At 64.3% G+C, this 13,655-nt stretch carries 8 protein-coding genes and 1 pseudogene; 4 read left to right on the top strand and 5 right to left on the bottom strand.

Annotation, left to right across the window (positions count from 1 at the left end; translation table 11 throughout):
• The 3 genes and pseudogenes from JNO53_RS00005 to JNO53_RS00015 all read left to right on the top strand — a co-directional run.
• Nucleotides 1-320 (top strand): annotated as a pseudogene (locus JNO53_RS00005) (hydantoinase B/oxoprolinase family protein); the annotation flags it as partial.
• A gap of 17 nt (nt 321-337) precedes the next feature.
• Complete coding sequence (locus JNO53_RS00010) at nt 338-1,549, top strand: CaiB/BaiF CoA transferase family protein (RefSeq protein WP_203106748.1); 1,212 nt, start codon at nt 338-340, stop codon at nt 1,547-1,549.
• A gap of 249 nt (nt 1,550-1,798) precedes the next feature.
• Entirely contained in the window at nt 1,799-4,162 is a 2,364-nt protein-coding gene (locus JNO53_RS00015) for a TonB-dependent receptor (protein ID WP_203106749.1), read from the top strand.
• Nucleotides 4,163-4,289: 127 nt separating this feature from the next.
• Here JNO53_RS00015 and JNO53_RS15490 read toward each other — a convergent pair whose 3' ends face one another.
• Together JNO53_RS15490 and JNO53_RS00025 are read right to left on the bottom strand one after the other, a co-directional pair.
• Nucleotides 4,290-5,606, bottom strand: coding sequence for an SDR family oxidoreductase (locus JNO53_RS15490; RefSeq protein ID WP_203106750.1), 1,317 nt, complete (start codon nt 5,604-5,606; stop codon nt 4,290-4,292).
• Nucleotides 5,603-6,343 carry a cupin domain-containing protein gene (locus JNO53_RS00025; protein ID WP_203106751.1) on the bottom strand — a complete coding sequence of 247 codons (741 nt, stop codon included), beginning with the start codon at nt 6,341-6,343 and terminating at the stop codon, nt 5,603-5,605. Before JNO53_RS00025 ends, JNO53_RS15490 begins: the two co-directional genes overlap by 4 nt.
• A gap of 172 nt (nt 6,344-6,515) precedes the next feature.
• Between JNO53_RS00025 and JNO53_RS00030 the strand changes: the two genes are divergently transcribed.
• Nucleotides 6,516-7,247, top strand: a complete 732-nt coding sequence (locus JNO53_RS00030; RefSeq protein WP_203106752.1) for a cupin domain-containing protein — start codon at nt 6,516-6,518, stop codon at nt 7,245-7,247.
• 603 nt (nt 7,248-7,850) lie between these two features.
• Here the strand turns inward: JNO53_RS00030 and JNO53_RS00035 are convergent.
• From JNO53_RS00035 to JNO53_RS00045, 3 genes are all read right to left on the bottom strand, one after another.
• Nucleotides 7,851-9,092: an FAD-dependent oxidoreductase gene (locus tag JNO53_RS00035; RefSeq protein ID WP_203106753.1), complete on the bottom strand. Its 1,242-nt coding sequence runs from the start codon at nt 9,090-9,092 to the stop codon at nt 7,851-7,853.
• A 180-nt stretch (nt 9,093-9,272) separates the two neighbouring features.
• Nucleotides 9,273-10,811, bottom strand: a complete 1,539-nt coding sequence (locus JNO53_RS00040; RefSeq protein ID WP_203106754.1) for an alkaline phosphatase D family protein — start codon at nt 10,809-10,811, stop codon at nt 9,273-9,275.
• A 60-nt stretch (nt 10,812-10,871) separates the two neighbouring features.
• Nucleotides 10,872-13,502: a TonB-dependent receptor gene (locus JNO53_RS00045; RefSeq protein ID WP_203106755.1), complete on the bottom strand. Its 2,631-nt coding sequence runs from the start codon at nt 13,500-13,502 to the stop codon at nt 10,872-10,874.
• Nucleotides 13,503-13,655: the final 153 nt, after the last annotated feature.

The following is a 13,655-nucleotide window of genomic DNA, read 5'->3' on the forward strand; positions in this document are numbered from 1 at the left end:
TGCTCCACTTCATCACCTGGGGCGGCGGCGGTTGGGGCGATCCGCTCGAGCGCGACCCCGAACTGGTCGCGAAGGAGATCGTGCAAGGCCTCCTCACACCAGAAGGCGCCCGCGCCTACGGCGTCGTGATCACCCCAGACGGCTCCATCGACACCCCAGCCACCGACACGCTGCGCAAAACCATCCGCGACGAGCGCGGCACCGTCCAAGTCTTCGACTTCGGTCCCAGCATCGATACCCTCCGCACCAACTGTGAGAAGGAAACCGGCCTCGCAGCTCCGATCCAACCGCGCTGGGCCCATCAGGCCGCCGCAGACTAGACACCTGGATAAGAAACATGACGAATGACGTGAACAGCGGCGCTCTCGATGGCGTTCGAGTGGTGGAACTCGGCCAGTTGATCGCCGGCCCCTTCTGTGGGCAGCTCCTCGGCGACATGGGAGCCGAGGTCATCAAGATCGAGCCCCCCGAGATCGACGGCAAGGGCGGCGATCCGATGCGCAATTGGGGCCACGGCGAGGAAAAGCTGTGGTGGGAGGTCGTATCGCGGAACAAGAAGTCGGTCTCGGCGAACTTGCGCATTCCGGAAGGGCAGGAGATCGTCCGGCGCCTCGTGGCGCAGGCGGACATCCTGCTGGAAAACTTCCGCCCCGGTACGCTTGAGCGCTGGGGACTCGCGCCCGACGCGCTGCACGCCATCAACCCGCGGCTGATCATCGTGCGCGTATCGGGCTATGGCCAGACCGGCCCTTATTCGAGCCGCGCCGGCTTCGGCGGCATCGGTGAAGCGATGGGCGGTTGGCGCTATATCGTCGGTGATCCCGATCGTGCGCCGAGCCGGATGGGCGTGTCGATCGGCGACAGTCTCGCCGCGACCTATGGCTGTCTCGGCGCATTGGCAGCGCTTCACGCACGCGAGCGAACGGGTAAGGGGCAGGTTGTCGACAGCGCTCTCTACGAGGCCGTGTTGCAGGTGATGGAAAGCCTTGTTCCAGAATACATCGTGTCGGGGCACATTCGCCAGCGCACCGGCTCCATCCTCGAGGGCGTGTCACCTTCGAACGTCTATCCAACGAGCGACGGCGAATTTCTCATCGGCGCCAACCAGGATGCGGTCTTTGCCCGCCTGTGCGAAGCGATGGGACAGCCGGATTTGGCGCAGGACGAGCGTTATGCGACCCACATCGCTCGCGCCCGCAATCTGCGCGAGCTCGACGAGATCATTTCCGCATGGACGCGCACTCTCACCGTCGACGAACTGGAAGCGTTGATGATCGAGCACAGCGTTCCGGCCGGAAAGATCTACCGAGCGCCCGAAATGCTGGAAGATCCGCATTTCGCTGCGCGCGATGCGCTGGTCGAGGTCGAAACCGAGCGGTGGGGTAAGCTCAAGATGCAGAACGCCTTCCCGCGCCTCTCCGATACGCCCAGCCGCATTCGCACACCCGCACCGACACGGGTCGGCCAGCACAACGATGAGATCTATCGCGATCTGCTGGGTATGCGCGAGGACGAAATTGCAGAGCTGAAAGCCATCCACGCGATATAGGGGCGTCGGCTTGCAGCGCACATCGACCGCCAGACGGCCACGCCTTTCCAGATACGGGGGCCGGTGATCCGTCTGGCGACAGGTCCGCCGACTGAAAATGCCCCGCACTAAAGGCGCGATATCGCAGTTGTGTGACGCCGAGGTGCGGAAATATTCGCCTTGCGAACAAAACCGCAGAAGCGGTTAGACTGAACAGCTCCCCGCCAACATAGATCCACCCAAATTCGAGGAAAGAAGGATCTTCGGGAGATGCAAAAGATAGCTTTCACGACCGGCGCTGCGGCTCTTGCAGTCGCTGCCGGTCTGGTTCCGTCGGTGGCCCAGGCTCAGGAAGCCGTGGACTCGCCGCCGCAGGCGCCTGCCGAAGCAGCGGGCGATGCGGCCCCGATGGGTGATGCGATCATCGTCACGGCGCGCCGGCGGAGCGAAACACTTACCGACGTGCCGATCGCGATCGAGGCGGTGTCGGCGGAAACGATCCAGAACAAGGGTATCGCCACGGTCGACAGCGTGGCCCAGATTACGCCCGGGCTTCAGTTCGACAAAGGCGCGTCGCCGGCCGACGTTCGGCCCAGTCTGCGCGGTATCTCCCTCATCGAAGGCCGTTCGAACGTCGCGATGATCGTCGACGGGATCGACGTGACCGGGGTCAGCCTCAATACCACGATCGGCGGCAGCGGATCGCAGACCGCGGCGGCATTGATGGATCTGGAGCGGATCGAGGTCGTCAAGGGCCCGCAGACTGTCTACTTCGGCCGCAGCGCCTTTGCCGGGGCGATCCAGTTCATCAGCAAGGATCCCGAGTTCGTCACGGGCGGCACCGTCAGCGGGGCGATCGGGGATTACGGCCGGCGCGAGCTGACGGCGCATATAACCGGCCCCGTCATCGGCGACGTGGTCGCGGCCAAGCTTTCCGCCACCTACCGCAACTTCGGCGGCTTCTACGAGAATCCTGGCAACCAACAGGGCCTGGGTGCCAGCGAGGTATGGGGCGTCGGCGGCTCGGCCCTCGTGGAGAGCGGCGCGTTCCGCGGCAAATTCTCGATCAACTATCTCGACGAGCACATCACGCCCGGCGCCGCCTACGTGATCGAACGACCGGACATCAGCGTCGACGGCGTCAACGTCATCGACGAGGACATGTTCGATCCGAGCCTGATCGGCATTTCCTCGCACATGGAGTACAAGGGCAACGTCTCCGAGACCTGGCGGGGCATCGCGAACATGTCGCTCGACCTGGGCGGCGGTCTGTCACTGGCGTCCGTCACCGGCATCAACAAGGTCGACTCGACGATTCAGTTCGACTTCGACACCAAGCGCGACAACGTTCCTTCGCTGACGCCTGTCGGCGGCGGCCTCTACAACTGCCTTCCGGGCGTGTGCGTCGGGATCGCCGAGTTCGACACGAGCCTGCAGCAGCTGAGCCAGGAGCTGCGTCTCAGCTACGACAGCGACGACTTGCGCCTGCTGTTCGGCGGCTATGTTTTCGACGAGAACTACGAGGAGCTCGACTACACTCGCTTTCTTGGCTCCCAGGACTTCGTCACGGAAACGCGCACTGGCATCGCGCCGCGTCCCTCCCGGCTCAACACCAACACCTACTCGCTGTTCGGGTCGGTGGATGCCGATGTGGCTCCTGGGCTGACGCTCACCGGGGAACTGCGGTTCAATCACGAGATCATTCGTGCCGAAGCCGCGACGGGATTCAACATTCTGTTCCAGAACGGGCCCGCGGATATCACCTTCCGCGGCAAGGAAACGTTCAACAGCTGGCTGCCGCGCGTGAACGCAAAGCTGGAACTGACCGACGACGTCAATCTCTACGGCAGCATCGCCAAGGGATCCAAGCCGGGCGGCTTCAACGTCGGCCAGGTGCGGAACGATCTGCGCCCGTTCGGCCAGGAAACGGTTTGGACTTACGAAATCGGAACCAAGGGGCGCATCGCGGGGGGGCTGATCTCGTTTGACGCGGCGCTCTACTATTCGGATTGGCGTGACGTTCAGGTGACGACGATCTGTTACGGCACCGCCAGCCCCTTCGGGCCCGAAGCCGAATGCCCGGATGCGACCGCGGTCAGCCTGAATTACATCGTCAATGCAGACAAGGCAGAGGTAAAGGGCGCGGAACTGGGCCTCGTCGTTCGCCCGGCAGATCCCCTGACGCTGACGTTCAACTATGCCTACGCGGATTCGACTTTCGTCGATTTCGAGGCGCGCGACGTCTACCCGGCGCCTGCCGGAACGGACCGCCAGTTCGGTGGCAACCGGCTACCGCTGGTGCCCAAGCATTCGCTGTCGGGTTCCGTTCGGGTCGAGGAGCCGATCGCAGACGGCGTGTCGCTCTTCACGGAGCTGTCGGCGCGCTATCGCTCCTCGCGCTATGCCCGTTTCGACAATCGCGTCCTGCTTGCCGGTAAGACCGTCGCGGACGCCCAGATCGGCCTCAAGGGCGACGACTGGACGGCGCTGATATTCGTGGACAACATTTTCAACGAACTGACGCCGGACTTTGCGCGTTACTACGGCAATTTCGGCCCGAGCCGCCCGAACGGCGAGTTCATCGCGGCGCCGGCCAAGCGCTCGTTCGGCCTGCGCGTCAGCAAGGAATTCTGAACTCCACCCCCCTGGGGAGCCCCGCGCCAAATGGCCGGGGCTCTCTCTTTTGGGGCTTCGAAAAAGGGAAGGGGCGCCGTTCGCTGCGAACGGCGCCCCTTCCCGTGGGCGCGGCTAAGGGGGAACGTCAGGGAAAGCCGAGTTCGAGACCGCCCGAGACCGTTATCGTCTGGCCCGACACGGTCGCCGCCGCGTCCGAGACCAGATAGGCGATCACGCTTGCGACCTCCTCGGGCGTACCCACGCGGCCGAGCGGCGTCTTCGGCTCGATCATGGCGCGGAAAGCACGTGCTCCCGCCTCGCCGAGTGAATCCGCAACGCTGTCGCTCCAGATCAAACCGGGCAACAGGCTGTTGACCCGGATGGGCCGGGCAGCCCGCGCAAACTGCGCGGCAAAGCCGCGCGACAGACCGACCATGGCTGCCTTCGACGCGCTGTAGGCAGTGCCGCCCGGTCCGGCGCGGAGGCCGGCGACGGACGCGATGTTCAACACCGTGCCGCCATCGCGCGCGAGCAGCGGCGCCATGGCATCCACCCCGTATCGCACGCCGCGACAGTTGATCTCCGTCAGAAAATCCAGGTCGGCCGAGCTAAGCTCGCCGATCGGGCGGTTGCGTGCCTCCCCCGCGTTGTTGACCAGACCGTGGAGGGCACCGCGCGAATCCCCGATGCCCCGCGCGGCCGCGACCCACGCGTCCGGCTCCGTGACGTCGAGGGGGACGACGATGCCGTCACCACCTGCCTTGCGAACCATGGTGAGTGTTTCTTCCGCCAGAGGAAGCTTGCGGCCACCGACTGCGACCCAGGCGCCCAGGCGCCCCAGTTCCACTGCGGCAGAGCGACCGATGCCGGAGGTGGCGCCGGTCACCAGGATCGACTTGCCGTGAAGGCTGGTGCTGCTCTCTGTGCCGCCACTCCCGAGCGTGATTTCCGCCCCCGCCATGAAACGGCTGCGGTCGTCCCCGAACATCCGAACCGCTTCCTCGATCGCGCCGGGCGCGGAGTCCCGATGACAATATAGGCGGTTGGAGCGCAAGCTGACGCCTGCCTTGCCGGCATCGAGCAGGGCAGCGGCCGTCAGCAGCCGGATCGATTCCGCCGCTGCGTCGCTGCCGGGCAGGGCGCCGTCGCGCGCCGGTCCGAAGGCCATCGTGAGCAAAATACCCTCACCCCGCTCGGCGAAGAGCGGCAAGGCATATTTCGCGCCGCGCCACGCGGTGGCGATCGCGGCCCCCGGATCGTCGACGGGAAAATCCGTCGGAGGCGCGGTGACGATGAAGTCGACGCCCGCATCGTGTCCGACGGCCTCGGAGAGGAACGCTTCCCATTCCCCATCGCTGCCATCTGGCAGCCCCTCCACCTGCCAACCCGCAGCGGCCAGTGCCGCGACCGCACGGGCGCCCAGGAACGAGTCGGGATTGACGACGACTGCGGTGCCGCTCACGCGAGGGCCCGCCCGAAATTGACGTAGAGCTCGCAATCGCGAAGCGCCTCCAGCGCCGGAATTTCATCGCCGGGCGGAATGAAAAAATAGGCGCGTCCCTCGGCCGGAGGTTCGCCATCCGTGGAGATGCCGCCATTCAAGGCAAAGATTTCGAGATAGTCGGTGCGGCACTGCACTGTGCTCGTCCAGCCGGCTGGCAGACGCACGAGGGCCGAGCCCTCCCCAGTTTCCGGGTCGGTACTCAACACGCAGGCGCTGACCGGTCGCCCCAGCAGGGTGCCTTCGGCCCAGCCCAACGCAACTGCCGCATCGCCGTAGGCCGCAGGCCTGCGCGGCGGGACGTCACCCTCGATGACGTAGAGGTCTTTCTCAGCCGGTTCGTGCACCAGGTTGACGTCGAGATCGCGCCCGACGCGTGAGAGGAACAGGCTTTCCTGCGGCACCAGGCTCGCGAAGCCGTGCACCGTGCGGGGCGGATGAAAGACGTAGGCGCCGGGCACGACCCAGGTGCGCTGATCGAAAGTGAAACGACCGGCGATGCCCAGGATTTCCTCGTACGTCGTATGGAAATGCGCCACGGTCGGCGCCTGGTAGCCGAGCGACGGATCCATCCGCTGGAGGGCGGTTCGCGCTCCGGTGTCGGGATCGCGGCTCAGGAGCTTGCTGAACAGCCCGGGAGGTCCGAGCGGCGCCCACTCCATCGCATCGACGTCAAGGCCTGTGATCCTCGGTCTCACTTCACGCTCCTGTCGTGACGGGAATATCGGGCAATAGGGGCTTGCGGCCAAGGCCTGCGACCCTGATAACCGATTTGTTCGTCAGGTGAACCAAATCGCTGCGGCAATCGCCGGACCCAGCGCTCGCGTGCGAAAGCATCAGGGATAACCCGGCCGAAATGGAACGATGACGGTGTCCGACGATCTTGCCTACGACATTTCGCATTGCATTCATCAAGACGATCTCGCGCCGGAAGTGGCGGCGATCTGGGGCGATCAGCCGGCGACGCTACGGGTGCTGCGGCGGTTGAAGGATGGCACCCTGCGTAGCGCGCTGGTGACTCTCGAGCCGGGCTGGAGCAGCGGCACGCCTCTCGAAGTCGCCGCCGTTCAGCAATTCATGGTCTTGTCCGGCCGCATCCGGTTCGGCGAGGCAGAGCTGACCGCCAATGCCTTTGTCGTCGTACCGAAGGGCGCGGCGATGCCGGTCATGGAAGCGATCGAGGCGAGCGAGATCCTGCTGGTGCAGGACCCGGGCCAAACCTATCGCGCCAGCGCTGCACCGCAAGGGACGATCATCACGCCGGATGTATTTGCGATCGAGCCTTTCACGCCGGTCATCGATGGCACGCCGCTGCATGGGTTCGAACGGCGGGTCCTGTGGCTGGACACGGAGAGCGGTGCGGATACCAGGCTGCTGCGGGTACCCGCGGGTTTCCGCGGGGCGGGCCCGAACTGGCATCCGGTGCAGGAAGAGATCTTCTGCCTGGAAGGCGATATTCAGCCGGATCCCAGCCGACCGATGCGGCCCGGGTCTTACCTGTGGAATCCTGCCCGGAGCATCCACGGCTTCGATGAATATACCGAACGGGGCTGCGTCCTACTCGAATGGCACGACGGACCTTGGGATCTTCACCGGATCTGAGGGACGGAAAGTCTCGTCCGACAGGACGCCCGGAGCAGTTGCGAGACGCAATGCCACCAATCCAGAGAGCTGAAGCGTTGTCCGGCAGAGAAGCGCAGCACCGCGTATGTGACGGCTGGCGAAATTATCGCGAAGGTGAAAGGCGAGGCGGGCGTTCGCACGAGCGCAAGCTACGGTCTACAAACGCCTGTGGCATCACGATCGAGGTGGATGTTCGGTGCGCGGCTGGGCTGGGCGCCAAGTCGCGGCGCACCCACCTCTTGCTTTGCCCCCCGGCACCGCGCCGCCCGATTTTATGTGTGATTGATCTCGGCAACACAGCACGGTAATGTCGTGAAGATGGCGGAATTCCGCCGTTTTCACCTCGAGTTCTGGAAGGGCTCCGCGACATCATAATCCGCGTGTCGGGGGTTCAAGTCCCTCCTCCGCTACCATTCGCGAATCGCTCCGAGTGGTCCCGCCGGCCATACCGGTCAACGAATTTGGTCCAGACGCCCCGCGATCCGTTCCATCTGCTCGAAGTGACCATTCTCTTCCCATTCCTTGGCGAGCGAATGCTGACCCATCACAAACGCAAGCGAAAGGGGCCGATTCCCTCACTGCTCATGCCGCGTCCGGTATCGACACGCGCGTTGACATGAACGGCGCGTCGAGACCTAGCGGACGCAGGGGGTTGCCGATCAGTCCGGTGACCATCGCGGCCTGAATCCAGGTTGCCGGCCACAATTTGGACGCCGGCCCAACCAACCGGTCGCGGATGAATGGCAGCACGCGGCTGTCGGATTGATAGACCGGCGTGAACAGAGCGGTGAGCCATTGGTAGAGACGGACGTGCCGCTGTCGCTGGGCGACGGCGTGGCCCAACCCCTCTGCTACGCTTGTACTTTCGCGAAGGCCCTTGGCGAGCGCCCAGGCATCCAGCAACGCCATATTCGCGCCTTGACCCAGTTGCGGGCTTGCCGAATGCCAGGCATCGCCGATGTGAATGAGGGCGGGCTCGGCCGGATCGCTGAGCGTCCGATGGGCATAATGGGCAAAAGTGAGTTGATCGGGATCGATGATCTGATCGAGCAATGGCGCACAGGCTGGCCAGAGCGTCAGAATCTCCGCCTTCCAGGCATCCAGCCCGGCCGCGCGCCACGTGTCGAGCCGATCGGCACGCAACGACCAGAAGAAGGCGGCTTGCGGGCGTCCGGCACTCGGTAGCGTGCCGATCGGCAGGACGCCGACCATCTTGCTGGCCCGTCGATAGCGCTGCTCGAGTGCGGCGATGTCGAAGTATCCTCCGTCAGGCCAGTCGAGACTGGCCCATAGTGCCCCGTAGGCCAGTGAATGGCCCGTAGGCGGGGCGAGAGGCGTACGCGTTCCCAAGGCGTCCACAACCAGATCGAAGGGTCCTGCGATCTCACCATCGGCGAAACGCAGATGGCGCTTCGTCCCGTCGAGAATACTATCGGTCACTGTCCGTCCGGTCACGATCGGAACGCCGGCCGCCGATACTGCATCGTGAAGCAGCGCGAACAGGCTCGCCCTATGAATACCAATACCAAAGGCGAGGGGGCTGCCGAGCGCGGCATAGCGCACATTCAGCACAACGGAACCGGCCGGTTCCGCCTGTCCGATCAAGCGATCGATGCGAGCTCCGCGTTGCTGCGCGGCGTCGGCCAGTCCCAGTTGTTCCAACACCGCGAGGCCAGTCGGCTGAATCATCAAGCCCGATCCGATCGGACGTGGCGCTGCGAACCGTTCGAACATCGTCACGCGGTGGCCGTCGCGCTTCAATAGCAGCGCCACCGCAAGTCCTCCCGGTCCACAACCGGCGATGGCAATGTCGAGAGGCCCCATATCCCTTGGCTAGCGTGAAAATCCCTCCGAACCAATGTCAGCTCGCGACATTATTGGAGCGTAGGGCCGTGGACGCGCGCTGCAGCACGTCATTCGGGTGCGAAGGCCTACGCTAGCTCCGGCAACGGGTGATGATCTTATGAATCACCGGTCGTTCGGATGACCGCTGCGTCAGGCACCCTAATCGCGAAAACCGGGCACCCCGCTCTCGATGGCGAAGGTCCTGAGCGTAGACGTCGTTGTTCGAGGATCGGTCGCATCGGCGGCGGCGCGCATTGTCAGCATGCTGCTCTTCGGCGTGACGTCGACGATGGAGTAGCCGTGGCGCTGGGTTTCCGCGAAGCGCATTTGAGGGGCCTTGCGCAGGAGATCGTCAGATGCCGAGCCGCTTGTCGAGCTGAGCGATCCACCGACGAATGCAGGCGCGATGACGGGGCCTTCGGGATGGAGAGAGAGTTCCGAGGCGATGAAGGCGTGGCTGTTGCCGCCTATGACCACGGGATTTGATATTCTCGCATCGCGCAGGAAGGCGAGGATGCGGTCACGTGCGGCGGGATAGCCGTCCCAGCCGTCGACCCCGAAGCGAGGGTCTCCGGTCTGCGGATCGACCTGCGAAGATTCGGCCATAGCGAATTGCTGGCCAATGACATTCCATCGCGCATTGCTGCCGGCGAGTTCACCGAAGAGCCAGCGTTCCTGCTCGGAGCCGAGCATGCTGCGCGAAGGATCTAGGCGTTCGGCACAGCCGGAAACCGTCTTGCGATCGGGCGACATATCCGGACAGGGCCTGCCATCGCGGTATTGACGGGCATCGAGCATCTGGAACCGCGCCAGATTGCCCCAGACGAGGCTGCGGTGGAGCTGCATCTGCGGTCCCACCGGGATCGACCGCCGCCGGAGCGGCATATGCTCGTAATAGGCTTGGTAGGCGGCCGCGCGGCGGACCAGAAATGACGGACTGTCGCCGCCGTCCTGCGATACATCGCCGCTGTAGTTGTTCTCGACCTCGTGATCGTCCCAGATCGTAAGCCAGGGTGCGGCTGCGTGGGCGGCCTGAAGATCGGGATCGGTCTTGTACAGCGCATGGCGGCGGCGATAGCTCGCCAGGTTCGCGGCATGCTCGTCCGGATGGCGCCGCGGGCCCCGGTCCCGTCCGGGCCGCTCATAGATGTAATCGCCCAGGAACAGCACGAGCGCGGGGTCGTCGGCCACGAGTTGCCGATAGGCGCCGTAGTATCCGGTTTCGTAGTGCTGACACGCCGTGAAAGCATAACGCAGGGCTTGCACATCGGCATCCAGGGCAGGCGCGGTGCGGGTGCGACCCGTGCCGCTCGTTTCACCGGCAGTGTGGAAGCGGTAATAGTAGACGCGATCGGGGCGGAGGCCCTGGACCTCGACATGCACCGAATGTGCCGCTTGCGGGAGTGCCCAGGCCGTGCCTTGACCCGCCACGCGGGAGAAAGCTTCGTCCTCGGCCACTTCCCATCCGACCGCGACGGCCTCGGCCGGCATGCCGCCATGGTCATCGAGCGGGGAGGGCGCCAGACGCGTCCAGAGAACCACCCCGTCTGCCTCGGGATCACCCGAGGCGATGCCGAGCGTGAACGGGTGCGCGGCAAATCGTGGCTGTGCCAAGAGGCGTTGGCCATAGATGGGCAGCAATGCCGTACCGGCGGCGATGGAGGCGCGAAGCAGGAGATCCCGGCGGGTCGTGGGCATAGTCTCGTCTCTTTAAGATTCCCGGAAAGGCGAGGGCGGGGCATTCCCCCGGCCGACCGGCTACAGCCGGAAATTTGCGCGCAAGTACCAGGTGTTGCCGACTTCCAGCCCGGCCCGGAAATATTCGTGATCGGGGCCGGTGGTGCGCCGCCTGTCGGCTCCGAAGATATTCCGTCCCTCCAGGCGCAGTTGCAGCCGGGGCGTCACCGCCCAGCGCGCCGTTAGGTCGAAAGTCGTGAACGGCTCGATGTAGATGTCCTGCCAGGTATTGGCGGCAAAGCTCTCGACGTATCCGCCCTGGTGGTTCATCGCGAGGCGAAGCTCCGACCCCCCGCCCAGATCGTAGAAGACCGCAGCGTTCGCCGCGATGTCGGACTGGTACTGCAGCTGATCGCGCTCGAGCAGTTCGTCGCCTTCGAGGTAGGTGGTCGAACCGTCGGTCCAGATGAAGTTGGCCTGGGCTCCGAAGCGATCGAGCACGGGATGGACGTTGCCGAAGCTGTTGTTGATCAGGCCGATCTCGACACCCTGGTAGGTCGTGTCCTCGCCGTTGATCGGCTGGGAAACCGTATAGGTCTCGCCCCCGATCACCTCCTGTGAACTGACGGTCAGGATGTCGTCCGTGATCTTCTTGTAGAAGCCCGTCAGCGTCACCATGCCCTGCCCGGCGTTGAAGTAGTATTCGAGGCCGAGATCGAGGTTGGTGGACTTGCGCGGCTGGATATGCGGGTTGCCGCGGGTGATCTCCAGCTCGGTCTCGTCGATGTCCTCCACCGTGGCGATCGTCTCCGGATTGGGGCGGCCCAGCGTCTGGCTCGCCGCCGCCTTGATGCGGAGCGAAGGCGTCAGCGCGAGATTGGCAGTGGCGTAGGGAAGCAGATGGGTGTCCTTGCCTTCGTATCGTACCTGGTCCGGCTGCAGCACACCATCGAGCACCTGCGCCATGTCGGCGGTGAAATCGACATGATCGAGCCGGGCCCCCGCATCGAGCCGCAGCAGATCCGAGGTGAAAGTGCCGTTCACATAGGCAGCGGCGATCTTTTCCCGATAGCTGTAATCGTTGACGCGGGTGCGGCGGTCGCTTTCCGCTTCGTCGACCGGGACGCCGGGAACGACTTCAGTGTAGAACCGGTCGCGATCGAGCCAGAGCGGGGGATGGCTGTAACCGGGTGTGTTGAAGTCCGGAATGAAGGCATAGCCGGCGAGGCTGGTGCCGTTCTCGTAAACGACCGCGCTGTTGTCGCGCTCCAGGTCCATGTCCCTGTAGGAAGCGCCGAACGCGAAGCCGATACCGCGATCGTCCTGACGATTGTTGAAGCCGTAATCGACCCGGCCTTCGTAGACATGCGCAGTCGCCTCCCGCACATCCTCGTAGTGATCGCTGGTCGCATAGTTGGCCGGATCCAGATAGGCATTGCCGCCGTCGAGGATGAACGGCACGCTTTCGTTGGTCAGGTCGTAGGTCAGCCGCGTGCCCGCCGCGTAATCGAAGGCGACGAACGGGCGCCACGAACGATACCAGGCGTAGGAATAGCCGAGGTCAGTCGACAGATGCCCCCGGTCGCCGATTGCCATGTCGTTAAGCCACTGCAAGCCGCGCTGGTCGCGCTCGAAGCTGTTGTAGCGCCATTGCGCATCCGCGTTGCGCACCCGCATGGTGCCGGTATTCTCGGTCTGATCCCGGGCCTGGTCGAGACGATAGACGCGGTTGGTATTGCGGGTTTCCTGCTCGTCCGAGAAATAGGCGAAGCCGAACAGGCTGGAACTGATGCGGTCGCTTGGCCGGTATTCCAGCCGTGCCGTGCCCCCGAACTTGGTGAACTTGTTGGTATAGTTGTGCGAGACGAAGGAATTGGGCGCCGCAAAGCCGTTCCAGTCGTCCGATTCCGGCGTCGTCTGCGCGCCTGCATCATTGAAGTAGAGTCGGTTGGCGATTGCGTTGTTCGACTGCGTGCGGGGACGCACTTCGTACATCCCGGTCACCGCCAGACCCCAGCTCTCGTCGGCCCCGAAGCGCGGCGACCAGATCGCACTGAGGGAAGGACCGATCGGGCTGTCCTTCTGATCCCCGAAGCTGTTGTCGTCGGGTACGTCCATATAGCTGGTGTAGCTCGCTCCCGCGGTGACGCTCAGCGGAGCGCGCAGAGGATCGAACGCGCTCACGGTTACGATGTCGATCAGCCCGCCCAATGCGCCGGCATCGAGATCTGGCGACAACGTCTTGTAAGCGCGCAGCTGCTGGACGGCTTCGCCGGGAATGACCTGCAGGTTGACCTTGCGGGTGCCTTCTCCGTGGTCACCCGTCGTGGCGAGCGTCAGCCCGTTCATCGTCACCGGCACGAAGTCGGGATGCGTGCCGCGGATGGACGCGAACTGGCCGATGTCGTCGTTGTACACCGTGCTGACGCCCGTGATGCGGCGCAGCGATTCTGCGATCGTGATGTCGGGTAGCGCGCCGATCTCGTCACGCGAGAGCGAGTCGATAATCGCCGTGGCCTGTCGGCGTGTCTCGATTTCCGCTTGATTCTGCAGGGCAGAGCCCGTGACTACGATCTCGGCGACTTCCGCATTGGCAGGCACATCCTGCGCAAGCGCGGATGAGGCTCCGAGAGCCAGGATCGAGGTGCCAAAAAGCAGATGAGGCGCGAACGCAAGGCCCGCCTTGGCGAGCACGGGAACCGTGTTGGACATGAGACCCCTTCAAAATCGAAACCGCCGGGCCGGCCGGTCGGCCGGGGCCTAAGTGCGCGCTGTTTCGGTTCGAAGTCGGGGATATGTCAGGCTTAAGTCAGCGTCGCATCGCGAGGGGTTCGGCGCGACGGATCATGCGGCACAGCCTCATTA

The organism is Altererythrobacter sp. C41, from assembly GCF_016803135.1.
Classification (GTDB): Bacteria; Pseudomonadota; Alphaproteobacteria; order Sphingomonadales; family Sphingomonadaceae; genus Pelagerythrobacter.